This is a genomic window from Staphylococcus delphini, from assembly GCF_900636325.1.
GTDB classification, from domain to species: Bacteria; Bacillota; Bacilli; order Staphylococcales; family Staphylococcaceae; genus Staphylococcus; species Staphylococcus delphini.
In genome coordinates this window covers 270,610-297,594 of sequence record NZ_LR134263.1, presented here as the reverse complement: position 1 = coordinate 297,594, position 26,985 = coordinate 270,610, and the positions used below count along the sequence as shown (strand labels likewise).

Annotated in this window: 21 protein-coding genes and 1 pseudogene; 10 read left to right on the top strand and 12 right to left on the bottom strand. The window is 36.4% G+C overall.

Features of this window, described 5'->3' with window-relative positions:
* Nucleotides 1-50: 50 nt before the first annotated feature.
* Nucleotides 51-1,328, bottom strand: coding sequence for an anaerobic C4-dicarboxylate transporter family protein (locus EL101_RS01285; RefSeq protein ID WP_373364902.1), 1,278 nt, complete (start codon nt 1,326-1,328; stop codon nt 51-53).
* A gap of 219 nt (nt 1,329-1,547) precedes the next feature.
* Nucleotides 1,548-2,411, bottom strand: coding sequence for a UTP--glucose-1-phosphate uridylyltransferase GalU (gene galU / locus EL101_RS01280; RefSeq protein WP_096596361.1), 864 nt, complete (start codon nt 2,409-2,411; stop codon nt 1,548-1,550).
* A 216-nt stretch (nt 2,412-2,627) separates the two neighbouring features.
* Here galU and EL101_RS01275 point away from each other — a divergent pair, with 216 nt between their 5' ends.
* The 4 genes from EL101_RS01275 to EL101_RS01260 all read left to right on the top strand — a co-directional run bounded on the left by EL101_RS01275 (nt 2,628) and on the right by EL101_RS01260 (nt 7,227).
* Nucleotides 2,628-3,821, top strand: a complete 1,194-nt coding sequence (locus EL101_RS01275) for an MFS transporter (protein WP_096596360.1) — start codon at nt 2,628-2,630, stop codon at nt 3,819-3,821.
* A gap of 166 nt (nt 3,822-3,987) precedes the next feature.
* The gene (locus EL101_RS01270; protein ID WP_096596359.1) at nt 3,988-4,941 is read left to right on the top strand and encodes an extracellular solute-binding protein; all 954 of its coding nucleotides are present in this window, start codon (nt 3,988-3,990) and stop codon (nt 4,939-4,941) included.
* Nucleotides 4,938-6,491, top strand: coding sequence for a sensor histidine kinase (locus EL101_RS01265; RefSeq protein ID WP_096596358.1), 1,554 nt, complete (start codon nt 4,938-4,940; stop codon nt 6,489-6,491). The genes EL101_RS01270 and EL101_RS01265 overlap by 4 nt, the downstream gene beginning before the upstream one ends.
* Nucleotides 6,484-7,227 (top strand): response regulator transcription factor, encoded by a 744-nt coding sequence (locus EL101_RS01260; protein ID WP_096596357.1) that lies wholly within the window; start codon nt 6,484-6,486, stop codon nt 7,225-7,227. The genes EL101_RS01265 and EL101_RS01260 overlap by 8 nt, the downstream gene beginning before the upstream one ends.
* A gap of 274 nt (nt 7,228-7,501) precedes the next feature.
* Here the strand turns inward: EL101_RS01260 and uhpT are convergent, their stop codons facing one another.
* Nucleotides 7,502-8,881, bottom strand: a complete 1,380-nt coding sequence (gene uhpT / locus EL101_RS01255; protein WP_096596356.1) for a hexose-6-phosphate:phosphate antiporter UhpT — start codon at nt 8,879-8,881, stop codon at nt 7,502-7,504.
* Between the two features lie 269 nt (nt 8,882-9,150).
* Here uhpT and EL101_RS01250 point away from each other — a divergent pair, with 269 nt between their 5' ends.
* Nucleotides 9,151-10,086, top strand: a complete 936-nt coding sequence (locus tag EL101_RS01250) for a ketopantoate reductase family protein (RefSeq protein WP_096596355.1) — start codon at nt 9,151-9,153, stop codon at nt 10,084-10,086.
* A gap of 491 nt (nt 10,087-10,577) precedes the next feature.
* On the top strand, nt 10,578-11,264 hold the full coding sequence (locus tag EL101_RS01240; RefSeq protein ID WP_096596354.1) for an acetolactate decarboxylase: 687 nt from the start codon (nt 10,578-10,580) through the stop codon (nt 11,262-11,264).
* A gap of 307 nt (nt 11,265-11,571) precedes the next feature.
* Here the strand turns inward: EL101_RS01240 and EL101_RS01235 are convergent, their stop codons facing one another.
* Genes EL101_RS01235 through EL101_RS01195 form a run of 9 tightly spaced genes read right to left on the bottom strand, consistent with a single transcriptional unit; the run spans nt 11,572 to nt 22,182 of the window.
* Nucleotides 11,572-12,411: a class II fructose-bisphosphate aldolase gene (locus EL101_RS01235; RefSeq protein WP_096541761.1), complete on the bottom strand. Its 840-nt coding sequence runs from the start codon at nt 12,409-12,411 to the stop codon at nt 11,572-11,574.
* A gap of 14 nt (nt 12,412-12,425) precedes the next feature.
* Nucleotides 12,426-13,427, bottom strand: coding sequence for an inositol 2-dehydrogenase (gene iolG, locus EL101_RS01230; RefSeq protein ID WP_096596353.1), 1,002 nt, complete (start codon nt 13,425-13,427; stop codon nt 12,426-12,428).
* Nucleotides 13,428-15,032: a solute:sodium symporter family transporter gene (locus EL101_RS01225; RefSeq protein WP_096596352.1), complete on the bottom strand. Its 1,605-nt coding sequence runs from the start codon at nt 15,030-15,032 to the stop codon at nt 13,428-13,430.
* Nucleotides 15,033-15,077: 45 nt separating this feature from the next.
* Nucleotides 15,078-15,959: a myo-inosose-2 dehydratase gene (gene iolE / locus EL101_RS01220; RefSeq protein WP_096596351.1), complete on the bottom strand. Its 882-nt coding sequence runs from the start codon at nt 15,957-15,959 to the stop codon at nt 15,078-15,080.
* A gap of 10 nt (nt 15,960-15,969) precedes the next feature.
* A complete protein-coding gene (locus EL101_RS01215; protein ID WP_096596350.1) occupies nt 15,970-16,989 on the bottom strand; it encodes a Gfo/Idh/MocA family oxidoreductase in 1,020 nt (339 codons plus the stop codon).
* Nucleotides 16,990-17,002: 13 nt separating this feature from the next.
* On the bottom strand, nt 17,003-18,916 hold the full coding sequence (gene iolD / locus EL101_RS01210; RefSeq protein WP_096596349.1) for a 3D-(3,5/4)-trihydroxycyclohexane-1,2-dione acylhydrolase (decyclizing): 1,914 nt from the start codon (nt 18,914-18,916) through the stop codon (nt 17,003-17,005).
* Between the two features lie 10 nt (nt 18,917-18,926).
* Nucleotides 18,927-19,889, bottom strand: coding sequence for a 5-dehydro-2-deoxygluconokinase (gene iolC, locus EL101_RS01205; RefSeq protein WP_096533434.1), 963 nt, complete (start codon nt 19,887-19,889; stop codon nt 18,927-18,929).
* 12 nt (nt 19,890-19,901) lie between these two features.
* Nucleotides 19,902-20,714, bottom strand: a complete 813-nt coding sequence (iolB, locus tag EL101_RS01200; protein ID WP_096596348.1) for a 5-deoxy-glucuronate isomerase — start codon at nt 20,712-20,714, stop codon at nt 19,902-19,904.
* A gap of 13 nt (nt 20,715-20,727) precedes the next feature.
* The gene (locus EL101_RS01195; RefSeq protein WP_096596347.1) at nt 20,728-22,182 is read right to left on the bottom strand and encodes a CoA-acylating methylmalonate-semialdehyde dehydrogenase; all 1,455 of its coding nucleotides are present in this window, start codon (nt 22,180-22,182) and stop codon (nt 20,728-20,730) included.
* Nucleotides 22,183-22,385: 203 nt separating this feature from the next.
* Between EL101_RS01195 and EL101_RS01190 the strand changes: the two genes are divergently transcribed.
* The 4 genes and pseudogenes from EL101_RS01190 to EL101_RS01175 all read left to right on the top strand — a co-directional run bounded on the left by EL101_RS01190 (nt 22,386) and on the right by EL101_RS01175 (nt 26,705).
* A complete protein-coding gene (locus EL101_RS01190; protein ID WP_096596346.1) occupies nt 22,386-23,144 on the top strand; it encodes a DeoR/GlpR family DNA-binding transcription regulator in 759 nt (252 codons plus the stop codon).
* A 363-nt stretch (nt 23,145-23,507) separates the two neighbouring features.
* Nucleotides 23,508-24,398, top strand: coding sequence for a fructose bisphosphate aldolase (locus EL101_RS01185; RefSeq protein ID WP_096541741.1), 891 nt, complete (start codon nt 23,508-23,510; stop codon nt 24,396-24,398).
* A 127-nt stretch (nt 24,399-24,525) separates the two neighbouring features.
* Nucleotides 24,526-24,804: pseudogene (locus EL101_RS01180) on the top strand (M23 family metallopeptidase); the annotation flags it as partial.
* 677 nt (nt 24,805-25,481) lie between these two features.
* Nucleotides 25,482-26,705, top strand: a complete 1,224-nt coding sequence (locus EL101_RS01175) for an IS110 family RNA-guided transposase (RefSeq protein ID WP_096598797.1) — start codon at nt 25,482-25,484, stop codon at nt 26,703-26,705.
* Nucleotides 26,706-26,985 lie beyond the last annotated feature (280 nt).

Below are 26,985 nucleotides of genomic sequence, written 5' to 3'. Positions count from 1 at the left end.
CACATCTGAACGCGCAGCACAGTTTAACAATCCAAAGTTTTCACTTTTCATTACATGCCTAAAATCGTCTTAATCGTCAATCCTATCACGACAGTTGTTGTAATTAAGAAAAATCCTGGAATTAAGAAGCTTGTTATTTTTGTCGAACGCGTCTCATCTACATCTACCGCAAATAAAATCGTCGGCTGTGCGGGAATCACAAAGTTGACGTTTAACGTTTGCACAATCGCAATGAAAAACATCGGTGGAATACCTAAACTCAACACAATTGGCACCATAATCGAAGCCGTTGCAGATTGAGAAATGACAATCATTGCTACTAAACCGACTAAGATAATGATGAGCCATGGTGCTTGAGCAATGAGTCCACCAATTCCGTTTTCCATCATGGCACGGTTCGATGGTGCACTGAATATCGTTGCCCCTAACCAACCAGGTCCTAACACCGCAAAAATCGCACCAATTGCGGCTTGTGTAATATGTGTGGTCAATATTTGGTTCGGTTGGACTTTGACGAGTAGTAGATTAATCATCGCACTCATGTACATAAATAATTGCACTAAATCCGTCATTTGAAGTTCGACGACTTTACCGTCCACTTGGAATTTCGGTCCAACTTCTGGGAAAATACCGAAAAGCAAAATAAAGCCCACTGCGACGATAAACGCAAATACACCTAATTTCACCCGTGTATCGTACTGTTTCGTCGTTTTTTCTTGATCCACAACCATTTTTTGAAGCATCGTTTGTGCCTGTTGTTCATCAATCTTAGTACGGCCGACAAATGTGTTAAAACAACTGAGCACTAACATACTCAACAATGCTGTCGGGAGTACGATAGAAAGGTATTGCCCCATTGAAATGCCTAAACCTGCAAACTCTGAAATCATGTACGCCGTTGCTGAAGCTGCTGGACTACAAAGCAAGGCAATGTTCGCCGTCAATACAGAAGCGGTCAATGCTTTTTTCGGTTGAATACGCGCCTTTAATGCTGTTTTCGCAATAATCGGTTCTAGTGATAATGCAATATTCGTTGTACCGATACCGAAAACAAACACAAATACAATCATGGGTGCAATAAAAATAATAGACTTCGGAAAACGTTCAATCATTTTTGAAGCGAGGTGCACTAAGTAATCAATCCCGCCTGTCGCTTGTAACGTCCCACCTGCAATACCGATAGATAAAATGATCAATACTGCAGTGACTGGTGCTGAGCCCGGTGGTAAACCAAAACCAAAAATCATTACAATTTGGGCTACAAGTGCAAAAATCCCGCAACCGAGTGCCCCAGCAGTACGTAGGCCCAATACAATCGCGAGAATCATTATTAAAATTTCTATCGTAAAAAGAAGCATCTTTTTCTTCCTCTTTTCTAAATTTTCATGTGAACATTCTAACACAGTTACGTTATCACTTTAATATGTAAAACTGCAAATTCATGTCTAAAATAGAACAATTGCATCATATTATTGTCTCATATGAAAAGAACACGATAGTCACTTTAAATTATTTTTGCATTATTATAATATGTGTTTAATTTGTTATCATTGCACTTCTTTTAAAAATGCACGAATTTCGTCAGCCATTTCTGCATCGCGTAAAGCAAATTGAATCGTTGTTTTGACGAAGCCGACTTTTTCACCCACATCAAATCGCTCACCTTCAAAACGGTAGGCAAACACTTGTTGTGACTGATTTAAACGCTCAATCGCATCGGTTAATTGAATTTCACCGCCAGCACCCTCTTCTTGATTTTCCAAATAATCGAAAATATCCGGTGTTAATACGTAGCGGCCCATAATCGCCAAATTAGATGGTGCTGCACCAAAGGCTGGCTTTTCAACAAATTGCGTCACTTCGTACAAACGCTCTTGTTGGTTTTTCGGGTCAACAATTCCATAGCGATGCGTTTCACGTTCAGGCACTTCTTGCACACCGATAACGGATTTACCTGTGCGTTCATATTCTTCCATCAACTGTTGAATCGCTGGCGTCTCGGATTCGACAATATCATCACCTAGCAATACCGCAAAAGGCTCGTCTCCGATAAATTGTTTCGCCGTCCAAATCGCATGCCCTAACCCTTTTTGTTCTTTTTGACGGACGTAAAACATATTCGCCAATTGTGTCGCATGTTGAACCTTTTCTAACAAGTCCTCTTTCCCTTTTTCAGCCAAGTTCATTTCGAGCTCGATTTGATTGTCAAAATGATCTTCAATCGCACGTTTATGTTTACCAGTAACGATAATAATATCTTCAATGCCCGCACGCACCGCTTCTTCCACAATATATTGAATCGTCGGCTTATCTAAAATCGGTAACATCTCTTTCGGCATGGCTTTCGTCGCAGGTAAAAAACGTGTACCTAAACCTGCTGCGGGAATCACTGCTTTCGTTATTTTCTTCATTGTGCGTTCCACCTAACTTTTCTATTTATTTCGAACAGATTAATATTTCATTTTCTTACGTACAAATGTCGTTACTAGTTTATCATGTCTTTTTTAATAATCATAACGTCCAGTGAAACGACATTGAATTATTTCAAAACTTTTTTCGAATTTTCTGAATTAACTATTTCTTTTCCTCCTGTTTCGATATATTCTATATAAAAAGGAGGCAATGTTATGCACAATATAGTTAAACTACTCTGTTTCGACACGCTTTCCACTTTCATGTCTTCCATTTTTTCTTTCGCCTGTAGCTTTTATATTTTGACGTTAACTGGTTCTGGTTCATTATTTGGAACTTATTTGGGCGCTATTGCGATTATCGAGACGCTGGCATTGCCTTTAATCGGTACGTTTATTGATAGGGTTGCGCACAAACGACTTCTTATGATCGGCCAAAGTATCAGTACTGGCATCCTGTTATTATTTGCGTTTGCATTTACTGAAAATATACCGATGATTTTCGTGACCATGATTGTGCTTGTCTTCGTGGATATGATTGTGTCATCGATTGTGAGTTCTAATTTACAACTCATCTCAGGGGAATATTTAGAAAAGTTGATTTCTTATCGTCAAATCGTGACTTCTGCCTCAGGAATTTTATCACCGATTTTGGGCGGCTTACTTGTAGCGATATTGTCAATTCAAAATATCGCACTCATCAATTCGGTTACTGAGTTTTTATGTTTATTACTGTTGTCACTCCTCACATTTAAAAATGCAGACGTTGTGCAACAGCAACAAACTTTCTCTCAAAATTTTAAGGATGGTCTGAAATACATTGCACGTTTCAATAATTTGAAAGCCATCACTGTCACAGCAGCATTTGTCAATTTTCTTGTAACTTCTATCATGATTGGTGTCCCTTTTATGATTTTGCAGCAGTTGCATTTAACGTCTAAGCATCTGGGTCTGTTCGAAAGTATTTTCAGCGGATCAGTCTTAGCAAGTGGGCTCTTTTTCTCAATCTTTACGCTTAAAAACCATTACAAACGATATATCAGTACATCGATTACAGTACTTGCTTTTGTTTTAGTCGCATTCGGAATCGCTCCAATGTTTCAAGAGCTCCCATGGCTCAGTTTCGGTATTATTGCATTCGCTACAATTGTCGCTGGGTTTGCCGTCAACCTTAATAACATTCCGCTTCAAATTTTATTACAAAAGGAAGTGGAAGAACGGTATAAAACAAGAGTTTTCGCATTACTAGGTAGTCTTTCCATGGGGTTAAGACCAGCCGCTTTAGTATTTTTCGGATTTGTCATTCCACTACATACTACCCTCGCGTTTGTTATATCTGGCATTGTATTACTGTGGGTTTTACTCTATTTTCGAAAGCGTTTTGCTGAAAACACCTCTATATTTGAATAATGCATTCACCTCCTTACGTCATCATGATAGAGGAGGTTTTTTATTTCTCATTCGTTTGCACTCATTCGCAATCATAAGAAAGTGATAATATTAATTTTTTTCTCTACAAAATAAATAAATATTGGTAAGATAAATACAATACTTGAGATAGGAAAGGATTATACGAATGAAAAAATGGCTATGCTGTCTGCTCATGTTACTTCTTTGTGGTTGTCAACAAGATACATCGAATACGAACGATACATTAACCATTTATTCACCTTATCCGAAACATTTGATTCAACCTATACTCAAAGACTTTGAACATCAAGAAAATGTGAAGGTAACAGTAATTGAAGATTCGACACAAGTTTTATTATCGAAAATTCATCTGACGCCGAAACATGCACGCGGAGATATTTTTGTAGGTGGGGTGTTAAGTGAAACTATCGAGCATCCTGAAGATTTTGTGCCTTATAAAGCGCCTGAACTATCGAAGTTTCGCATTACTTTGTCAGACCAACCTATCGTCACACCGTTTATATTAATGCCAACAGTGATTGTTGTGAACACGGACTTACAAGGCGATATTCACATCAATGGCTATACAGACCTAATGCAACCGGCACTCAAACAAAAAGTTGCTTATTCGAACCCTAAAACGACAACGACAGGCTATCAACATATGCGCGGGTTATACCACATTCATGGCAATAGTGACGCGATTCATCAATTCCGTCAACAAGCAGTCGAACTTCCGAAGTCTTCTGATGTGATTGCTCAAGTGGCTCAAGGGCGCTATTATGCTGGACTCAGTTACGAACAAGATGCGCGCACTTGGCTTCAAAAAGGCTATCCGTTAAAGGTCATCTATCCGGATGAAGGTACCGTGCTCAATATAGACGGTATTGCGTTAGTGAACAGTCAACACCCACACCCTAAAAGAACTGCACTCATACATTACTTAACAAGCTATACTGTACAACAACGGCTAGCCCAGCAAGATGGGGTAAAACCGATACGTCGTGATGTCTCAGAAATCAAAGAACCCGGAATCGCTCAATTACGAGATATTCCAGTCATCCCTGAAACTGCATTGCCACATGAAACTCATCAAAAATTTTTGGAGCGTGTAGAATGAAAACGTATCAACCTTATCGTTATCAATTGCGTCGTTCGCTGTTTATTTCGACGATTTTGCCAGTTTTCCTTGTGATTTTACTTGGACTCGTCAGTTTTTACACTTTATATATTTGGGTGGAACATCGACATATTCACCAACATTTGCACGAAGCTGAACATGATTTAGCACATACTGAAAATCAAATTAAAACGACCCTTCAAACCGAAAAATCGACATTACAACAACTCGATTTATCCAAAAAGTCTGATGTGACCACTTTCAAACGTCTATTGCTTGGACTTGTGCATCAACAGCCTGGTATGGTCTATTACGTGGTCGATAATGGGAAAACGTCCATTACGAACAATTATGAAAAGAAAGATGTCCATCAGTTGTACTTAATGCATCAGCAGCGTATTCAACTGTTGCATGAAAGTGTCGCGCTGTCTTTCTACCTTGCGCAAACGCCACATATGGAAGAAATTCAAGACCGCTATAGCCATACGACTTTAATTTTGGATCGCTTTGATAATATTTTGTATTCCAACTCGGAACATTTTCATGTCGATGATGCTTTTCCACCCCCACCATTCGGTTTTATATCAGAACGTATTCGACTGAATGATAAAGGTGAGCAAATGATTCAATTTAAAGATATCCACGACGCATTAGAAGATGGACTGCGATTGTTAGCCATTATTAGTATTGCTTTCGTGCTGTTAATGATTTTTGGTTTTATGAATGCACATCGCATGGCCAAACGCCAAACAAGGGATATCGAATTAATGATTGAGCGTATCAACCTAGCACAACGTCGTGAACTCGGCGCATATCAACCTTTAGGCCAACCGAGTGAACTTGAAGAGATCAACACGTACATTTATGAATTAGTCGAATCGAACGAAACACTCATTCACTCAATCGAACAGACAGAACAGCAATTACGGAAAATACAATTAAAGGAAATCGAGCGTCAATTTCAGCCGCATTTTCTCTTTAATACGATGCAAACGATACAATATTTAATTACACTGTCACCGCGTCAAGCCCAAAAAGTAGTACAACAGTTGTCACAAATGTTGCGTTATACATTGCGCGTCAAGACAGACAAAGTGCCATTAAAAGAAGAACTTGCGTATATTCAAAAATATGTCACCATTCAAAATATCCGCTTCGATGACAGTATTACGTTAAATATAGATATGGACCCGCGTCTTGAAAACGAGCCGATTCACAAAATGATGATTCACCCTTTAATTGAAAATGCGATTAAGCACGGTCGTGAATCCGAACCATTAATCATCACGATACGTATTAAGCAAACCGCCAAATATTTACGTATTTTCGTCCATGATAATGGGGTGGGCATGACGGTGGACAGACGTGCGCAAGTGAGACAAATGTTGCAAGAAAATGTCTTTGATACGTCACATTTAGGTTTGAATCATCTTAACCATAAAGTACAAATTCAATATGGTGCACGTGCAAGATTGAGGATTTTTTCGGCTTATCAACAAGGGACATTCATCGCGTTTCAACTACCAAGAGAGGAGCAAACTGATGTATAAAGTGGTCATTTGTGATGATGAACGTATTATTCGTGAAGGACTGAAGCAGGTCATCTCGTGGGAAGACTATCATTTTCATGAAGTGTGGCTCGCTAAAGATGGCATCGAAGGGTTATCACTGATTCGAGAACATCAGCCTGACCTTGTGATTACAGACATTCGCATGCCACGGATGGATGGGGTCGAACTGTTAGAAGCGATTAAAGACTTGCCGTGTCAAAAGATGATTTTATCAAGTTATGATGACTTTGAATACATGCAAGCAGGAATTCATCATCACGTGTTAGATTATTTATTGAAACCGATTGATCCAGAGCAGTTACATCAACGTTTAGCGCAATTTGTTCCACCTGCCCACGAACAAAAAGCATTATTGACGACAACGTTACCTATATTTCAACCGTTAATGAAATTAGAGTATCCCGACTATTACGTCAATCACGTCGTTCATCATATTCATCATCATTATGATCAAAAATGGCAAAGCAATGCATTAGCCACAGAGCTCGGCGTGAGCGAATCGTATTTAATGCGGATTTTTAAAACTCATGTCGGAATTACGATGTTAGATTATTTAAATCGTTATCGAATTTATCAAGCGATGTCATTGTTGCAAAGTGGGGATAAACATTATGAAATTGCGCATAAAGTCGGCTTTTCTGATTACAAAAGTTTCAGTTATCATTTTAAAAAGTATTTGAAAATGTCACCGCGAGAATATATGCGTTCAAAATAATGCATGAACACTGCGTATGGTTCACCACTTCATTCACTGATGACATCGACTTGCACTAAAACGTTTTATAAGTTGTTCATCATGATTCGAATACAAGCTAACTTCTGTCATATTAAACATATAAATCTATATAAAAGCACACCTATGAATTGAAAAATCAAGGGGCTTAGCATTAAGGTTTCCCAACCTCTATCCTACTCACAGACGTATCATTTATGAATTGGAAAGTGAAGGAGCTTAGACGATTTGAATGTCTAAGCCCCTCGATTGTATGTTAAATATTTAAACTTCTAATTTTCTTTTCTTCAAAATAAGCGACAAGACCAAGTAAGACAATACCTATAAAGAGTGCGGCATAAAAGACGATAAACACATCTGCCCAACCGCTTAATGTATAACCGAATACTGTTAATCCATTACGCTGAGGGTCTGCAATTGCTGCAAGTCCAACTTTCGCCATTGAATCACCAAATAAATACGCAAACGAGCCGGTCATCCCATTCGCTACACTGATTGCATTTTTCGGTACAAAGCCTGTTAATGCGACACCAATTAATAATTGCGGTCCAAAAATAAGTGCACCTAAAGCAAATAATGAAACGTTAACCATTGTCACACTTGTAGCATGTGTATAGAAATGCACGACAAATATAATTAAAAACATACATCCGATTGCTACAACGGCACGACGTCCTTTGAGTAAATCCGACACATAACCCCATAATAAGCTTGCGACTAATGCACCAATTTCAAAGTAAAATATCGTATTCACCGCATCTGCCTTATCAAAATGAAGATATTCCGATACGTACAATGGCGCCCAGTTGTCGATACCAATTCTCACGATATATACAAAAACGTTAGATACACACAAAATCCAAATGACAGGATTCTTTAAAATATATTTCGTGAAAATCTGCCACTTCGTCATATCTTGTGCATCAATATTTTCTTGTTCGACAGGCTCTTCCCAAATCTCTTCAGCACGATTCCAACCGAGTTCTTCAGGATCATCCTTACCAATAAACAGTGTCGCTATCCCAATTATTAATGCGATGACTGATGGGAACACAAACATCCCAATGACACTACCATGGAAGAAAACGTTCGCTCCCCATAACGCAAGACCCCCTGCAATGGCACCACCAATATTATGTGATGTATTCCAGAAACCTAAATAACGACCGCGCTTTGTACGTGGCGCCCAACGTGAGATCGTTGAGTAACTTGCTGGCCCACCGACCGATTGGAATATCCCATTTAACCCCCATAAAACAATCAATAAGCCCATTACAGAACCAAAGTAACTTAATACAAATCCCATAATTAAAACGACTGTTGCAGATAAAACGAGTAAAAAGGAAATGATTTTTTTCGTATTCCGACCATCTACAAAATAACCGAGTAACGTCTTCCCTAATCCATATGTAATACTAAATGCTAAACCGATATACCCGAGTTGTAACGTCGTCAACCCAATCTCTTCTTTAAGTAAAGGTTGCGCCGCCTTAAAGTTATTACGAATCAAATACATCGCCATGTAAGCGAAAAATACAACGAAGAAAGCTTGCAAGAAATAACGTAGCCAAAGTTTACGTTGCATTGAAAGCGGAATCCCTTTGTTAGGAATCTTTTGAATGTCGAAAAAGTTCATGTTGTTCACCTCTGTCTTCATTTAACTTCACTATAGCACCGGGTGTAAGCGCTTAATATCCTAAAAATTATCGTTTTATCCGAAATACTGAACAAAGGCATTGGACTGAATGACTTAATCTACACTTTCGGCTTTCTTGTTGTGAATTTCAATATTTCATCACATATAACACGAAATTTCGAAATTATCAGTAACTTTTTATTGACGGATACAAAAAATGAAATCTACACTTAAGTTGTAACCATTTTTATATAAGGAGGAATTGTTTTATGAAAAAAATTGCTATTGCTGGTGCAGGGGCTATGGGTGGACGTATCGGGAGCCAAATTAAAGAAGCCGGCTACGATGTAAAATTGATTGATATGTGGGAAGAACATGTGAATGCAATCAATGAAAAAGGACTTGAAATCCAAACAGAAACTGATACTTACACGCTAGAGATTCCTGCTGTTTTGCCATATCAAGTAAACGAAACATTTGATTTAGTGATTATTTTGACGAAATCAATGCAAGCTGAACAAATGTTGCGTACACTTTACGACAACAACGCAATCAATGAAGATACCGCCCTATTGTCTATGATGAATGGTTTAGGTCATGGCGATCGTCTCTCTGCTATCGTTCCAAAAACACAAATTTTCTTAGCTGTAACAATGTGGACAGCTGGTTTGCGTGGACCAGGTCAATTGTTATTAGAAGGACAAGGTTCTATTGAATTCCAACGTGCTGATGGTCAAGCGGATGAACGTACAGAACGTATTAATCAAGTGTTTAATGACGCAAAATTAAACGCTCAAATTAGTGACAATGTATTTAAGTCCATTTGGAGTAAAGCGACATTAAACAGTGTTTTAAACCCGCTTTGTACGATTTTAGACAAAACGATTAATGAATTCAGCCAATATGAAAAAGCACGTGACATTGTTAAACCTCTCATTGCAGAAATCGTCGCAGTTGCAGAAGCGCGCGGTGTCTCATTAAGTGCGGAAGCGTTACTTGAAAAAATTGAAGCGGCATATCCAAATGAAGCACAAGGTTTACACTACCCTTCCATGCATCAAGATTTGTACAACGGGCGCTATACAGAAGTCGACTACTTGAACGGTCAAATCGCAAAGTACGGTCGTGAACTCGGTATTGCTACACCGAATAACGAAATGCTGACACACTTGATTCATGAATTAGAAATGAAACATGTGAAATAAGCAACGACAATTTAACCATCTTGAAATGGGTAAGTATGTTGGCCAAGGAAATCCTCTTTTTTACCCCAATAGGTCAACATACTTACCTTTTTATGCTTTTTTTATTTTTTTACTTTCTTTAACATCTTACTGTTGAAATGCATACGAAGCTGTTGAAACATATTGCATTGGATTTTGCACATTTGACACATGAAAATGGGTCACACAACAACAGAAACGTATATATATTTAGTTTAAATTTTGACATAAAAAGCCCGATAATATGCGCATTATACCATTGTTAGAAAAATTTATGTCATTTTTTCAGAAAATTATGTTGATTTTTTTACTGGCCGCGTTTATACTCTTTACATAGCAAGCAACAAAATATATTTTAAAATCTTATTCGTCGACGAAGCGCTTTGCTATCTTTGGCCAATGAGGCACAGAATTAAAATCGGAAGTCTGTGATATTTCAGATTGTATTGAGAAAGAAAAAGGAGGCTGATCCAATGAAAGAATATCGTCATTATATTCATCAAGTTGGCACGATGAAATCCTTATTAGAAGGTCACCTAGAAAGTGAAGTCACGATTGCTGAACTGTTACGTTACGGTGATTATGGCTTTGGAACATTGAATCATGCAGATGGCGATTTTGTGATTATTGATGGTCAGCCCGTTCATATGAATCAGTTTGATGAGCATCACGGCCTTAATGGTAGAGAGAAAGTACCGTATGGCGCCATTTACCGTGACCATGCTCAATTGACTTTTGACATCACTGACATGCATCATACCTATGTTTTTGAAAGAATCAAACAAAAGTTCGAAAGTAATCAGTTGTTTTCCATGACAAGAATATACGGTGACTTGAGTGATTTACATCTCAGCATTTATGAAAAACACCCAGTCATTGAACCATCGTCTCAACACATACAACCGATTACTTTATCCGAAGTTGAACGTACAATTCGTGAAATCAAAGGCACTATTTTAGTTCTATATACACCCCATGAGCTGAGTGGCATTCATCCGCCTGGGTTTAGCGCCTATTTCGTTTCAGAGCATCATCATATTGTTGGAAAAGTGATGAGCTTTAACGTTGTAGCAGCGCGTGCATCATTCCAAAGTTTTGACGGGTTCTCAGTCATCTGTCCATCCGTTGAACCATTGTTTATTCCATATTTCCCTGAATAAACAAACATTAAGTATTTGACACGATATCATATGACGCCTTAGCAAATAAATCATTAAGAAGGATGAGTTTCCACCAAAATCGATGCAGTGAAAGTATTCAAAATTTATTCCATCATCAATGTCAGATGACTTGTCTTGAATTAAATGAAATGCGCAATTTTAGACGTCAGCCATGTATTCGCTACTGTACCATGCATAATCCAACAATGCGTGGTGCAGTGGTTTTTTTATGAAATAAGACTGTGTGACATAACGCCAAAATAGCGATGACAACCCGTATCATGTACAAGTTATCACCGCTTATTTTTTACGCTTTATTTGTAGATCCACATTTATCAATAATATTTTCTACCGTGCTTTGAATCGTTGTGATTGTTGGAGAGATGATTGTTTTAGGATTAAACAATTCTGGATTTTCATTCAGTATTGTTCTCATTTTCCCGCTCCATTCAATATTAATCTCTGTGTTAAAATTAATCTTACTATGACCATACTGAATGGCTCGTTTTAAATCATTATCAGATAGTCCAGAAGCTCCATGTAACACAAGTGGCATCTGTAACCTTTCGTTAAGTTCTTGCATCACTTCAAAACCTAGTTGTGGTTCACCTTTATATTTGCCGTGCACCGATCCAAGAGCTGGAGCCAAACTGTCAATATGGGTTTGACTCACAATTTCTAGACAATCATCTATTGAAGCATAGGCGATTTGATGTTCCATTCCATCTTCATTACCGCCAATTGCTCCAATTTCACCTTCCGTATTAATGCCGCTTTCATGTGCATATTTAACCACTTTATTTGTGTTTAAGATATTTTCCGCTAACGGTAATTGCGAACCGTCATACATGACTGAATCATATCCCGCATCGATAGCTTTATAACATGACTCTACTGAACTTCCGTGGTCTAAGTGAACGTAATAAGGTATCGTGATATTTAAACTTTTAGCCTTTAAATGAATTAATTGGTTAATAAACTCGTAACCACCTAAAAAATCAATAATTTTATCAGTTGTTCCAAGTATGATAGGTGAGTTCTTTTTTTCAGCTGCTAAAAGAATCCCTTCAATCCAAATTAATCCATTAACATTGATTTGAGGAACTGCATAATGTTCTTTATAGGCTTTAGTTAATGCCTCTTTCATATAAGTCCCCCTTTTTATGAATTGATTTTTACTGGCATACCTTTGATTAACGATTCTTTACATTTTTCTGCGATTTCTTGGGCTTTTAATCCATCTATAATTGAACATGACACATTTTCATCGTTAATAATCGATTCTATAAATGCATTCATCTCGATTTCATACGCTTTTTTATAGCGCTCTAAAAAGAAGAACGGTGGGTTATCTTGCTTAATACCATCAGCATATGCAAATGTGAGTGTATTTGTATTTTCGTTTCCAGCAGAAATTGACCCTTTATCTCCAAGTACCTCTATACGTTGATCATACCCATATACACTTCTTCTACAATTTTCTATGACACATAAAGCCCCATTTTCAAAAGTGAGCGTTACAATAGCTGTATCGATATCATTGATTTCTTTAAGGTCTGGATTTACTAGAGCAGCACCTTTCGCATAAACTTCAACAACTTCTGATTGCATAAGATATCGAGCCATATCAAAGTCATGGATAGACATATCCATAAATAGTCCGCCTGAATGTTTCACGTATTCAATTGGTGGTGGCGCCGGGTCTCTTGAAGTAATTCTTAAAGATTGGATTTCTCCAAGTGTTCGATCCTTTAAAGCCTTTTGAAGCGTTGAGAAGTTGCGGTCAAATCGTCTATTGAAGCCCATTTGCAACTTAACCCCTGCTTCTTCAACACACTTAACTGCTTCCAATGATTCAGATAAAGTTAAGCTAATTGGCTTTTCACAGAAGATGTGTTTACCTTTTTCACAAGCCGCTTTAATAATATCTACATGTGTATCTGTTGGAGAACAAATAATTACAGCATCGACTTCAGGGTCATTCAAAATATCATGATGGTCTTTTGTACTGTTTTCAATTCCTTGTTGTTCAATCCAATCTGCTAATTTATCACAATTGATATCAGATACCCATTTGATTCTAATATTCGGATGTTTTCTAAGATAATCGATGTGAAGTTGTCCAATTCTTCCTGCACCGATAACACCTATAGTTAATTTCATTTAGTTCCCTCCTATTCCAGCTAATACAAGTGGTGAAAAGATTGTATATGTCACGATCACAATAATGATAATAATGATGCCAACGACATAGCGATGTTTCCAAGGGGTAATATCAACTTTTGCGTAATTGGCGTCAAAGTCAAATGCATTTGAAGGTTTAATTTTGTTAAAGATTAATAAAATCAATAAATCGATAAAGAATAATACACTTAATACATATAAGAAATGGATGTCAGTCAACAACACTTTGGAAAGCGCATACATAACAATGTGAAAAACAAACATTACTTTTGCACCTTGATGTGATGTACGTTTAGCAAAAAAGCCGACTAAAATTAATACTAACAACGGCATGTTATAAACACCGTTAAATTCCTGTACAACTGCATATAATCCTTGAGGGAAAAGCGAAATCATTGGTGCAAGAATAACAACAATAATCCCAACGACAACAGTCATAATACGGCCAACTCTCGATACTTTTTCGTTAGATGCTTCTTTATTGATGACTGATTTGTAAAAGTCTAATGAGAATAAAGTCGCTGTGCTGTTTAACGATCCGACAAATGAACTTAAAATCGCACCAAAAATAACGGCTCCAAATAATCCATATGCCCATTCAGGTAAAACTTCATTAACTAACATTGGATATGCATTATCAGGATTATCGACTTGATTGCCTAACATATTGAAAGCAAGAATACCTGGGAAAACTAAGAATAATGCACCAAAAATTTTGAATATACCGACATACATTGCACCTTTTTGTGCTTCTTTAAGACTTTGACCAGCAAGTGCTTTTTGAACAATCATTTGGTTTGTACACCAGAAGAATAAGTTGTTAAAGAACATACCAAAGAATAATGTAGGCCAAGGAACAATTTTTGAATCAATAGCGCCAATTGAGTTTAATTTTTCAGGTGTGTTTTGAACGACTTTGTCAAAGCCTTGTAAAAAGCTGCCATCCCCAAAGATAATAAGGCCTAAAATAGGTATTGAAAGACCACCAACGAGCAAACCGACACCGTAAATAGAATCACTGTGTGCACTCAATGAAAGACCACCAATAAATAAGTAAATAATACCAACGACACCTATAATTGTAGAAATTAAAATAACTGCTGTAGAGTTACTTACATTCAAAATGCCACTCACGTTAAAAATTTTATTAAATACGAGCGCTCCTGAATAAAGTACAACAGGTAAAAATGAAACGACATATGTGAATATAAATAACATTGACACTAATTTTTTAGTAAAAGAATCGTAACGTAATTCAACAAAATCAGATATTGTATCAATCCCATATCTGAAATACTTAGGTAAAAATACCCATGCCAATATCACAATAGCTATGGCTGCAGTCACTTCCCAAGCCATTACTTCCATCCCAGCAACAAAACTTTGACCGTTCTGACCAACAATTTGCTCAGTAGATAAATTTGTCATGATGATTGTGGAAGCAATGGTAAATCCAGTTAAGCTTCTTCCTCCCATGAAAAAACCATCAGCATTCCTCGTATCTATCTTTCTACTTCTAACAAAGGCATAAAGCCCCACTAAAAAAACCACTAAAACAAAAGAAACAATTGAAAATAAACCCATATTTTCCACCCCTTAGAAGCATACAGCTCCCTAAATATTCAATTTTTATATCGCATTGATATACTCTTTCGCTTTTTTCGCATATACGAATGGGTTAGCAACTGCAGGATCTTGTTCCGCTTCTACTACAATCCATCCAGAATAGTCCGACTCATAAATCATTTCCAAAATTGGTTTGAAATCAATATCACCATCTCCTGGAACTGTAAATGCACCTTGTTTCACTGCTTCTAAAAACGACAAATTCTCTTTTTTCACGTGTTCAACGATAGTGCTGCGTATGTCTTTAAAATGTATATGATGAATTCTATCCGTATATAAATTAAAGATGTCCACAATATCTTCACCAGAAAAATGTAAGTGCCCTGTGTCATATAACAAAGAAACAAGTTTTGGGTCCGTTGCGTCCATAAGTTTCTTTATTTCTTCTGTAGTTTGTACACCTGTTCCCATATGATGGTGATAAACAATTTTCATACCATTATCTCTGGCGATAGAACCCAATCGATGTAAACCATCAATGAGTTTTTTCCATTCTTCATCATTGAACGTAGGTTTAAACTTAAACAGTGGGCAATTGATATCTCCTTGAATACTTTTACCTTGCTCCGAAACAACAATCACTTTTGCACCTAATGCTTTTAAAAAGTTCATATGATCAATAAAGGATTTTTCTGTTTCTTCGTAAGGTTTTGTAGTTAAATATAAACTTAACCACGCACTTGCTACCGATAAATTTCTAGGTTTCAAGTAAGACTTTAATACTTCTGCATCTTTAGGATATTTATTGCCGATTTCTGTTCCTTCATATCCAGCTAGTGCCATTTCGCTAATACATTGTTCAAATGAATTTTCTTTCCCCAACTCTGGCAAGTCATCATTTGTCCATGCAATCGGAGCACATGCATATTTAATAAATTGTGTCACTTTTCTCACCTCATAGATAAATTACTTTCTTCTCATCAAATGACTTTTGCATTGCAATGGCTACTTCTGTGCTTTTCAAGCCATCTATCCCTGTCACCACAGAATTTTTATTACCTATAATTGCATCTACAAATGTTTGAATTTCATTTATGAATGCTTCTCTAAAGCGTTCAGGAAAATGATGAGAAGTAGGTCGTACGACACCATTACTGTCGTAAAGTGTGACGAGATTTTTTTCTGGTGCATTACCAATTCTTAACATTCCTTTTGTACCTATTAATTCAGTCTCAACGTGATAACCGTGCATTGCATTCCTGCCTGCTAACAGATAAACAATGACTTCATTTTCCAATTCGGCTAAGCATGCACCCGTTTCGAGTTCTGAATACTCTGATAATTTAGGCGCGGCAATATTATTTCCTAATGCATATACAGATTTGAACTCTGAATTAGAAAACCATCGAATTAAGTCAATATCATGAATAGACATATCAAGGAAAATACCACCACTTGCTGCGTTACTAGCAAATGCAATAAAGGAATCAAGGCCTGAATGAGGATCAATTCCATAACACCTAATAGAAGTTAACTCTCCTAATTCCCCTCTTTCAATCAATTCTTTGGCATATTGATAAGAAGCATCAAACCTTCTCATAAATCCTAATTGAAATACTAAATTTTGCTTTTCTTCAATCTTTTGAACGACACTTTCGATACTTCTCATTTCTAGTCCAATAGGTTTTTCAGAAAATACATGTAAGCCTTTTTCTAATGCTTGTGTAATTTGCACCGTATGAAATCCACTTGGTGAAACAATAATGACGGCATCCAACTCGTCATTATTGATCATATCTGTGTAAGAATCATAGCAATGCCTTACCCCAAGAACATTTCGTGCAAAATCCAATTCCTCTTGTACAATTGAAGCTACAGCCCATAATTCAGCATTGGGGATATGATTCACAACGTTTTGAGCGTGTACTTTTCCTAGTCTCCCCAGACCAACCTGTCCAATTTTAATCGTTGTCATATCGTATCCTCCGTCAATATTTCTTAGCTTTCATCATTTTTTGTTTCTTTTCTTCAAATGCTTTAAGAATTTTTGGGTTTTCACTCACTTCCGAAACACCAACATTCCAGAATGATTGATAGCCTTTAGTCATCGTCTTAGGCAACGTTTTAATTTCAAACAACGTACTATTTTTTTGTACTCTTGCCTCTTTCACTGCGTTTTCTAATGCATTTAAATGATTCAGTTTATAACCTTTTGCACCATATCCCTCTGCTACTTTTTGATAATCAACATTGAGAACATCACCATTTGGCATCGAGAATTCAGTACAGAAGCTATTACCGCCGTTCCCCATTTGTAAATTATTAATACAGCCAAACCCACTATTATCAAATAGCACTACATTTATTTTCTGGTGATACTGTAATGCGGTTACAAGCTCTGAATGCAGCATTAAAAAGCTACCATCTCCGACAAATGCATAAACTTCTTTCTCTGGTTCAGCTAATTTAGCACCTAATGCCCCCGCAATTTCATATCCCATAGTCGAATAACCATACTCCATATGATAAGTATTGAACTTCTGAGATTCCCACAATCTTTCCAAGTCTCCAGGAAGTGAGCCGGCAGCTGCAACAATAATGGCATCTTCTTCAATTAAATGATTTAAATGAATCAGTGCATTGGTTTGTGGAAGTTGTGTATTGAGCTGAGATACATACTTTTGAAATTTTGCTTTTTCAAAATCATCCTCAATTTCAGATCGATATTTTTCATGATTGATATCAATTTTTGCCAAACGACGACGCTCTTCTTGCCACTTTTCTTTAAGCATTTCAATTTCATTAGCATTTTTCTGCGATGCCCTTGTTAATCCGACGGCAATCTCTTCTAGTGCACATTTAGCGTCACCTAAAACATCTACACCATCTAACTTCAGCGCATCACTACGATTGACGTTTATATTAATGAATGATGCATTTTCAAAATTAAAGGCTGTTTTTGAACCTGTAGTAAAATCTGAATATCTAGTACCTATGCCTATGACAACATCGGCATCCTTGACATATTCATTGGCTGCCAAATTGCCAGTAACACCAACGCCACCTAAGTTAAATTTAAAATTCGCTTCAACAGTGGACTTACCGGCTTGTGTTTCAACAATTCCGATATGATGGTTTTCGCTTAACTGTTTAATAATTTTCTGCGCTTCAGAGTACTTTGCGCCTCCTCCAACGACAAATAAAGGTTGTTCAGCACGATTAATCAACTCAATCGCTGTTTCAACTGATCGTTTGCTAGGTTTTAAACGATCTATATAATGTATTCTCTTTTTGAAAAAAGAAACTGGAAATGCATATGATTCCCCTTGAACATCCTGACTTAACGCAATTGTAGCTGGACCAGCAGTAGCAGGATTCGTCATGACTTCAAAAGCTCTTAAAAGCGCGCTCATAATTTGCTCTGGACGTGTAATACGATCAAAGTACCTTGATACAGGCTTCAATGCGTCATTTGTTGTCACACCGATACTATAAGGTTGTTCTATTTGTTGAAGTACAGGATCTGGTTGTCTTGTTGCAAAAGTATCCCCAGGTAAAAACAGTACAGGAATATGGTTCGCTAAGGCCGTTCCTGCAGCAGTTACTAAATTAGCTGAGCCTGGGCCAACAGAAGTTGTGACAGCATAGATTTTTCTTCTTAACTTTTGTTTACTAAAAGCCGTCGCAATATGAGCCATTCCCTGTTCATTCTTCCCCTGTATAATATTCAACTTGTCTTGATATTGATACAACGCTTCACCAAGTCCTAATACATTACCATGCCCAAAAATGTTGATAACGCCTTCGACAAAGCGAGATTCATGACCATCGACAGATATATATTGGTTTGCTAAAAATTTAGCGATTGCTTCACCTGTTGTTAGTTGAATTGTGTTCGACATCTTAACACTCCTAACTTTGCTCTTGAATGAGCGCTTCTATTTTCTCAATTGTAGGCATCGCTTCACTTGAACTGTGACTACTCACCACTATTGCTGCAGACGCCGCACCATATTGTAAAGCTGTTTGGATATTTTGCGTTTTAATTAATCCATATAAAAATGCCGCTGCATATGAATCTCCTGCTCCGAAAGTCTTAAGAACATTAGCTTTATACGCTTTACCAGTGTAAAAGTCACCTGTACTTGTATAAGCATTAGAACCTTGCACACCGTGTTTAATTACAACTAACTCTGCGTTGCCATTCTTAAAAATACTCTCACTGATTTCAACATCTGATAATGATTGGAACGAAAGTATTTTGTTAAATTCATCTCTAGTACCAATCACGATATCCACTTGCTGAACTAACAATTCATAATAAAGTGATGTTTCTTCTTCATTTCTCCATGAGTAGGGTCTATAATCCAACTCAAAAATTGTCTTTACTTGATATTTTTTAGCAATAAGCAATGCTTTGATTACAGCTTCACGGGATGGCGATTGTGATAACGCAACACCAGAAATTAATAAATATTGACTATTCTTAATATAATTTTCATCAACATTTTCAGGTTTCAAGTTAAGATCTGCTACGTTTTCTCTATACATCAAAATATTTGATTCTTCAGGACTCAATATTTCAGTGAATGTTAATCCGGATTTATGTCCATCTTTATCAATAGAAATTTGTGACGTATCCACGCCAACTTCTTGCAAATAATGAGTTATAAAACGCCCATGTTGATCATCCGAAACGTTGGCAATCAATCCCACATTAAGTCCTAATTTTGATGCGCCTATAACAATATTAGTTGGAGAACCTCCTACATATTTGCTAAAGGTTTTCGTTTCTTCCATTGGTCTATTGATTTCAACAGAATTGAGATCAATGGCCGCTCGACCTATCGCAACAATATGCTTTTTTTCGCTCATGCTACTTTCCTCCTAATCTCTATCAATGATCCATTCATGTTCTTTTGCATTATTAAACTTCCAAATTTTCTTAGGACCCGCCATTACGTTTAAGTAATAACTATCATATCCATCAGGCACACCTACAGGATGATAACCTTTAGGAACGACTACGACATCTCGATGTTCAACAGTCATTGTTTCATCAATACTTCTATCGTCGGTATAAACACGTTGGAACACAAAACCTTGTTGAGGATTCATTTCGTGATAGTAAACCTCTTCAAGGAGAGACTCATTTGGTAAATTATCAACATCGTGTTTATGTGGAGGATAGCTCGACCAGTTTCCTTGATTTGTATACACTTCAACAACTAATAAATTTTCACTCGCTTCATGAGAATCAGGCAATATGTTGTGTACATGTCTTTGATTTGCATATTTACCACGATCTTCTACTGTATTATCTTCTGCTTTAATCAATTGCGTCGGTCTTTGCACACTACATTTTGAATAGCATAATATGATTGTTGCATCATCTATAGCGGTTACCGATAGAGTTCGTTCTTTTGATGCATAAACACTATCAGTTGGTACTCTATCAAAAGCAGTTTTTCTACGTCCTAAGTTTTCAAAATTTTGATTATCTACTTTAATATTTACTTTACCTGTGTGAACAACGACACAGACTTCAAGTTGTTTCGTCTCAAAAACGTGTTCCGATTCTTTTACAAGGTCAAGTACTTCAAATCCAATATAATCTAGATTCAAATCACTCATCTGATGTTGATGAACAAATGATATTTCATGATCTAAATGTCTAGCTTTTTTAAGTAAATAAGACATTGACATGCCTCCTTTAAAATCTTGGTTCACCTTGACGTGCTGTAACAACTTTTCGATGTGTGTAGAATTCAACACTATCTTTACCATTACAGTGAAGTGATCCAAAGAATGAAGATTTCCAACCAGAGAACGGGAAAATTGCCATAGGTGCAGGTACACCAAGATTAATTCCTAACATTCCAGCGTCAATATTTTCTCTAAAGTATCTGATTGAAGAAGCACTATCTGTAAATAAGCAAGCGCCGTTAGCAAATTCAGATTGGTTTGCTAGTTGAATACCTTCTTTAAGTGATTTCACTTTAACTAATGAAAGTACTGGAGCAAATATTTCATCTTTCCAAATCGTCATATCAGTCGTGATATTTTCAAAAATAGTAGGTTTAACGAAATAGCCTTCTTCGTTGTTATCCTCTCGACCATCTAATACAAGTGTGGCACCTTCTTCAACACCGATATCTACATATTTCAATGTTCTCGCTTTATTTTCTTTTCTAATAACCGGGCCTAAAAAGACATTATCTTCAATACCATTACCAATAACGATATCTTGAGCTGCTTGTACTAGTTTTTCTTTAAATGTGTCATAAACACCTTCTTGTACTGCAACTACCGCCGCTGCCATACATCTTTCACCCGCAGAACCAAAAGCTGCACCAATGACATCTTTAACCGCGTTATCGATATCTGCATCATCTAAGACAATCGTATGGTTTTTAGCTCCAGTTAAGCACTGTACTCTTTTTAAGTTTGCAGTTCCTTTTTTATATACAATTTCGCCAACAGTTTTTGATCCAACAAATGAAATCGCTTTAATATTTTCGTTTTCACATATACCATTCACAACATCTACTGTGCCATGTACAACATTAAATACACCTGCTGGTAAGCCTGCTTCTTCTAATAATTCTACGAGTTTGTTTACTAATAATGGTGTGCGTTCAGAAGGTTTAATAATAAATGAATTGCCTAATGCAATAGCCATTGGGAACATCCAACAAGGCACCATCATTGGGAAGTTAAACGGTGTAATACCTCCTACAACACCTACTGGATATTTATAGCTTGTTCCTTCAATATTTGTAGCAATACTTGATAAAGAGTCACCCATCATTAAAGTTGGTGCAGCACATGCAAATTCAACATTTTCAATTCCACGTTGTACTTCACCAAGTGCTTCTTGCGTATTTTTACCATTTTCTTTAGTGATAATATTCGCTAATATTTCTTTATTTTCAATAAGTAGCTGTTGAAACTTAAATAGGATACGTGCTCTTTTAGGTACAGCTACCTCCTTCCATTTTAAGAACGCTTCTTGAGCTACTTTTGCTGCTTCATCAAGTTCTTCTCTCGTTGAAACCGGTACATATGCAATCACTTCTTTTGTTGCAGGATTCAATACTTCAATCTTTTCTTCGGATTTTGATTCAACCCATTTGCCACCAATATAGTTTTTTAAAAGTTCAGCCATAAACTTTACCTCCTTAATTAGTAAGCGCTTTCATAGCGAGATAAAAATATTAATATATGAGTAACTTTTGATTAAATGTTGGTCATATATTGATTTTTATTCTATATTAGTCACAATTATCTGTCAACTTATTGATTAACTTTTGCTTGTAGATTGTTATTTCTTCAATTTTTGGGTATATTCATATTAACGGAGGAATTGCAATGAAAGCCAAACGTATTGTTGAAATTGAACATTTCATAAATAATAAAAATGCTGTCACTTTAGAGGAACTTAGTAAAAATTTTAATGTCTCAATTAATACTATTAGAAGAGATATCAACCAATTAGTGAAAATGGATAAAGTTAAGAAAGTTTATGGAGGTGTTGAATCAGTAAATATTTCCCATTCAAGCGCAACTGATTTTAATGACCGTAACATTGAACACTCAGAAGATAAAAGACATATAGGACAATTAGCAGCTCAAAAATTAGAAGCTGGAGATGTAGTGTATATCGATACTGGGACAACTACAATGCACATTCTTGACTATATCGATAAAGCCTTACCCTTAACAGTTATTACCAATAGCCTAGATGTGATGAATAAGGCAGTACAATTAGAAAATATAGATTTATTTATTATCGGCGAACAATTTAAAAAAACAACCCGCTCTTTTATAGGCGTAGATCGCCACTCCTTATTAAATAAGATGAATATTCAAAAGGCTTTTATGGCAGCAACAGGAATCAACGTCCCAAATGGTTTAAGTAATTCAGAGGTAGAAGAAAATTATATCAAACAACTTGTTATGAAGAAAAGCAAACAAAAATATATTTGTGTAGACTCAAGTAAGATGAATAAAAGTACTCTATTGACTTATGCCCCTCTTGATATTGTTCATTCAATCATCACAAATCAGCCATTACCAGAAAACATTGCTGACTTCGCTGAAAAAAACGGCATCGAAGTTTACTATTAGTTTTATTCTAGCCTGTCAATGATGAGCGGGATTGAAATTTTTATTTACTCTATTATGATATTTCATTTTCCCGCTTTTCAATGATGCCTATTTAACTTCCAAGCAATTCCACGATTTTTCACAATTCGTCAGAAGCGCTCTCCCTATTAATACTCACTTTTATGCGTTTTTAGGAATTTCTTCAAATCAATATCACATTCCTCTTTTTCAAAATGTTCACTTTATAGACAAAATGTATTCATGCCTGTTATGACAGCGTTTTATTGTTGTTTTTTCAATTTTTTGTTATTCCATTTTATTTGAATCTGTTATCATAATTCGGCATACTAGACTTAGAAAAATGTTTCGAGGAGGAAAGTCAGTATGAATCAAGAACAATTTGATAAAGTTAAAAATGGAAATGGATTTATCGCGGCCCTTGACCAAAGTGGTGGTAGTACACCTAAAGCGTTACGTGGCTACGGTGTTTCAGAAGATCAATACACTAATGATGACGAAATGTTCAAACTCGTTCATGACATGCGTACGCGTATTGTGACTTCTCCGTCATTTACTGCAGATAAAGTGCTTGGTGCGATTTTATTCGAACAAACGATGGATCGTGAAGTAGAAGGTAAGCACACTGGTGAATATTTAGCTGAAAAAGGTATTGTGCCTTTCTTAAAAGTAGATAAAGGTCTTGAAGATAAAGAAAATGGCGTTCAACTCATGAAGCCTATTCCTGAGTTAGACAGTTTATTAGATCGTGCGAATGAACACAAAATCTTCGGTACAAAAATGCGTTCTAACATTTTAGAATTCAATAAAGAAGGTATCGATGCAGTTGTTGAACAACAATTTGGTATTGCACGCCAAATCATTTCAAAAGGTCTCGTGCCGATTATCGAGCCTGAAGTGAATATTGATGCAGAACAAAAAGCTGAAATTGAAGCATATTTAGCTGAATCTATTCAAAAACAATTAGACAAGCTTGGTTCTGAAGATTATGTGATGTTAAAGATTACCATCCCAACTCAAAAAAATCAATATCAATCATTAATTAACCATCCAAATGTTGTTCGTGTTGTCGCATTATCAGGTGGTTACAGCCTTGAAAAAGCGAATGAATTCTTAAAATCAAATGACGGCTTAATCGCAAGTTTCTCACGTGCATTAATTAATGACTTACGTGTGAGCCAATCAGACGAAGAATTTGATCGCTTATTAGGTCAAACGATTGATGCCATTTACGACGCATCAGTTAACAAAGTCTAAGTTATACCACGAACTTTTAACGAATGAATCAATTTCAATTATGGATAGCGTCGATTTGACTTAAACAGTGAAATCATGACGTTATCCATATTTTTTATTTTACAAAGTGACTACAACTGCAAATTTACTCACAGATGGTAAAGTCATTCAAAGTGGTTGGAGTAACTATGGTGGCGGTAACCAAGTCACAATTCAAGAAGCCAACAGTGACAAATATCAATGGTACATGCATATGAATAAATTAAATGTACAAGCGGGTGACCAAGTGCAAGCCGGTGACCCAATCGGATTATCAGGGAGTACAGGGAATTCAACTGCGCCTCACCTGCACTTCCAACGCATGGATGGCGGCGTTGGCAATCAATATGCAGTCAATCCAACAAGCTATTTAAACCAAAAATCATAAATTCAAATGATAGAGAGAAAGGCTGGGAGCAAAATATCTCAGCCTTTTTTGCGACCGAATGTAGGAACATCCAAACCACCCCAAACGCAAAAAGGAGCTGGGGCATTAAGTTTCCTCAGCTCCTTTACTATATTTTGTTGTGTATACCAAGGGATGGGGCTAGAAAAAATTAAGCCTCAAGCTATACATAGATTGCATATTCATTAATGACTTTAAAACGGTCGGAAAATGAGCGTGAATGGGATAAAAATTGATGCTATTGTTTTCTTAATTTCATAAACTTGCCTTCAGTTCTGTGTATTTGATATAAGATTGCCCAGAAGGCTGAGACTCCTGAGGGATCAGCTGGTCCGGAAAATCCACTAACGCTTCAACAAATGTAACAGTTTAATCTAGCGTTAGTTAGTTGAAGGACCAGCCCCTAGGAAACATATTAAGATAGTAGTGAAGAAATTATGACGATAGTTTCTTCACTACTTATTTTTTATAATAGGTAGTTGAGAGAAGTTAAATCGAGCTTCGCGTGGATTTAAAATTCGTTAGGAAACTGATTGGCTTCACTCCCTTATGAATTTTGTTTCAATATGTAGGCTCTAGAAGTCGTGTAAGAAAATAAAGTGATTAAGGATTAAGGGTGAAGGTTTGCTTATCTCAAGACTTAATTAAGGAGGCATTTTATGCATATTTTTGGTATTGATATCAGTAAAGCATCGGCATTTGTGGCCCATTATGAAGATGAAACATTCGTTAAAGAATTGGACTTATTCTATGATTCAAAGAACTTACTTCAGTTCTACACATATTTAAAATGTTTTGAAGATAAGTTATTGATATTCGAAGCAACAGGTGTTTATTCAACAATTATTCGTCAATTTTGTATCAATCATAATATTAAACATATTTGTATAAACCCCTTAGAAGCACACTTTAAGATGAAGTCATTAAGAAGATATAAGACAGATAAGGTGGATGCACATAAACTCGCTCATTTAGGCTTTACACTAGATGAAAAATACATTATTCATCACACTTCAGATGAAGATATTGAGAGAAAGAGTTACACACGTTTAATCATGCGTATTGAGGACGATTTAACTAAATTAAAAACGAGACTTAAAGAGAGGCTATCTCAAGTATTCCCGTCACTTCAAGACTTAGTGAAGCACAACTATAATATTCCTAACTTAAGGCTTATCAATTTATTTGCACATCCTCAATTCGTCTTAAATTTGACTAAACAACAACTCAAAAAGCTCATTAAGCAGCACAATAACTGCCAAAAGACACATCTTGAAAATCTGACTATCAAGCTTGTTGAATGGGCTCAAAACACATATATTACCGTCCACGAAGAGCACCCACTTGTCGAAGAAATCAAAGATATTACTGAAGATTTAATTCGACTCATTGGTAGAAAAAAGAATTATGTCGCTAAACTCAAAAAATTATGTGCTGATCAAAAATTATATCACGTCTTATTAAGTATCAATGGTGTTGGAGAACAAAATGCGGCTTTACTCACAGGGGAATTAGGGAATATTGATCGCTTTGAGACGAATAAGCAACTCAATGCGTTTGTTGGTATCGATATCGTCAGATATGAATCAGGAACGGTTTATAAAAAAGACCGTATTAATCGGCGTGGCAGTAGTGTAGCACGAAAAATTCTCTATCAAATGGTTGAGCTTTTTATTATGAATCAACACCGTCAGCAGAATCATATTTGCGATTATTACTATAAATTAAAAGAGCCACCTTACAATAAACATCATAAAGTGGCCATGATTGCTTGTGTGAACAAGCTCATTAAAGTTATGCATTACTTAAACACTACAAACTCAAGATATGACTTTGAACGTGCTACAAGGCATTTAAAGGATAACTCAATAAAGCCTTCCTAGGATAACCACTTCCATTAGCCAAGCACTATGCACATCTTGAGTTATATACACAGGAAAATTCTACACTAGTCATACTCGTTATGACTAAATAACTCAAAATTTTCCTACACATTCAGTATAACACCTAGAAAAAATTTTTAAAATTAGCTAGGTGTAGTTCAGTGATGCCAAAATACTAAAAAAACACTTGCAAAACAGTAAGAACGCGAAGCCATCAGGGCAATCAAAAAAGCAATTCATAGTGAAAGGGCAAGTTTAACACAAATATTGCATCAATAGC

Coding starts and splice junctions, on each gene's coding strand:
- iolB (WP_096596348.1), bottom strand. CDS start 20,714: ATGTCTTATTTACTTAAAAAAGCTAGACATTTAGATCATGAAATATCA.
- EL101_RS01265 (WP_096596358.1), top strand. CDS start 4,938: ATGAAAACGTATCAACCTTATCGTTATCAATTGCGTCGTTCGCTGTTT.
- iolD (WP_096596349.1), bottom strand. CDS start 18,916: ATGTCGAACACAATTCAACTAACAACAGGTGAAGCAATCGCTAAATTT.
- EL101_RS01250 (WP_096596355.1), top strand. CDS start 9,151: ATGAAAAAAATTGCTATTGCTGGTGCAGGGGCTATGGGTGGACGTATC.
- EL101_RS01270 (WP_096596359.1), top strand. CDS start 3,988: ATGAAAAAATGGCTATGCTGTCTGCTCATGTTACTTCTTTGTGGTTGT.
- EL101_RS01195 (WP_096596347.1), bottom strand. CDS start 22,182: ATGGCTGAACTTTTAAAAAACTATATTGGTGGCAAATGGGTTGAATCA.
- EL101_RS01175 (WP_096598797.1), top strand. CDS start 25,482: ATGCATATTTTTGGTATTGATATCAGTAAAGCATCGGCATTTGTGGCC.
- iolC (WP_096533434.1), bottom strand. CDS start 19,889: ATGAGCGAAAAAAAGCATATTGTTGCGATAGGTCGAGCGGCCATTGAT.
- EL101_RS01185 (WP_096541741.1), top strand. CDS start 23,508: ATGAATCAAGAACAATTTGATAAAGTTAAAAATGGAAATGGATTTATC.
- iolG (WP_096596353.1), bottom strand. CDS start 13,427: ATGAAATTAACTATAGGTGTTATCGGTGCAGGAAGAATTGGACAACTT.
- EL101_RS01240 (WP_096596354.1), top strand. CDS start 10,578: ATGAAAGAATATCGTCATTATATTCATCAAGTTGGCACGATGAAATCC.
- EL101_RS01225 (WP_096596352.1), bottom strand. CDS start 15,032: ATGGGTTTATTTTCAATTGTTTCTTTTGTTTTAGTGGTTTTTTTAGTG.
- EL101_RS01285 (WP_373364902.1), bottom strand. CDS start 1,328: ATGATTCTCGCGATTGTATTGGGCCTACGTACTGCTGGGGCACTCGGT.
- uhpT (WP_096596356.1), bottom strand. CDS start 8,881: ATGAACTTTTTCGACATTCAAAAGATTCCTAACAAAGGGATTCCGCTT.
- EL101_RS01215 (WP_096596350.1), bottom strand. CDS start 16,989: ATGACAACGATTAAAATTGGACAGGTTGGTCTGGGGAGACTAGGAAAA.
- EL101_RS01275 (WP_096596360.1), top strand. CDS start 2,628: ATGCACAATATAGTTAAACTACTCTGTTTCGACACGCTTTCCACTTTC.
- EL101_RS01260 (WP_096596357.1), top strand. CDS start 6,484: ATGTATAAAGTGGTCATTTGTGATGATGAACGTATTATTCGTGAAGGA.
- EL101_RS01190 (WP_096596346.1), top strand. CDS start 22,386: ATGAAAGCCAAACGTATTGTTGAAATTGAACATTTCATAAATAATAAA.
- EL101_RS01235 (WP_096541761.1), bottom strand. CDS start 12,411: ATGAAAGAGGCATTAACTAAAGCCTATAAAGAACATTATGCAGTTCCT.
- galU (WP_096596361.1), bottom strand. CDS start 2,411: ATGAAGAAAATAACGAAAGCAGTGATTCCCGCAGCAGGTTTAGGTACA.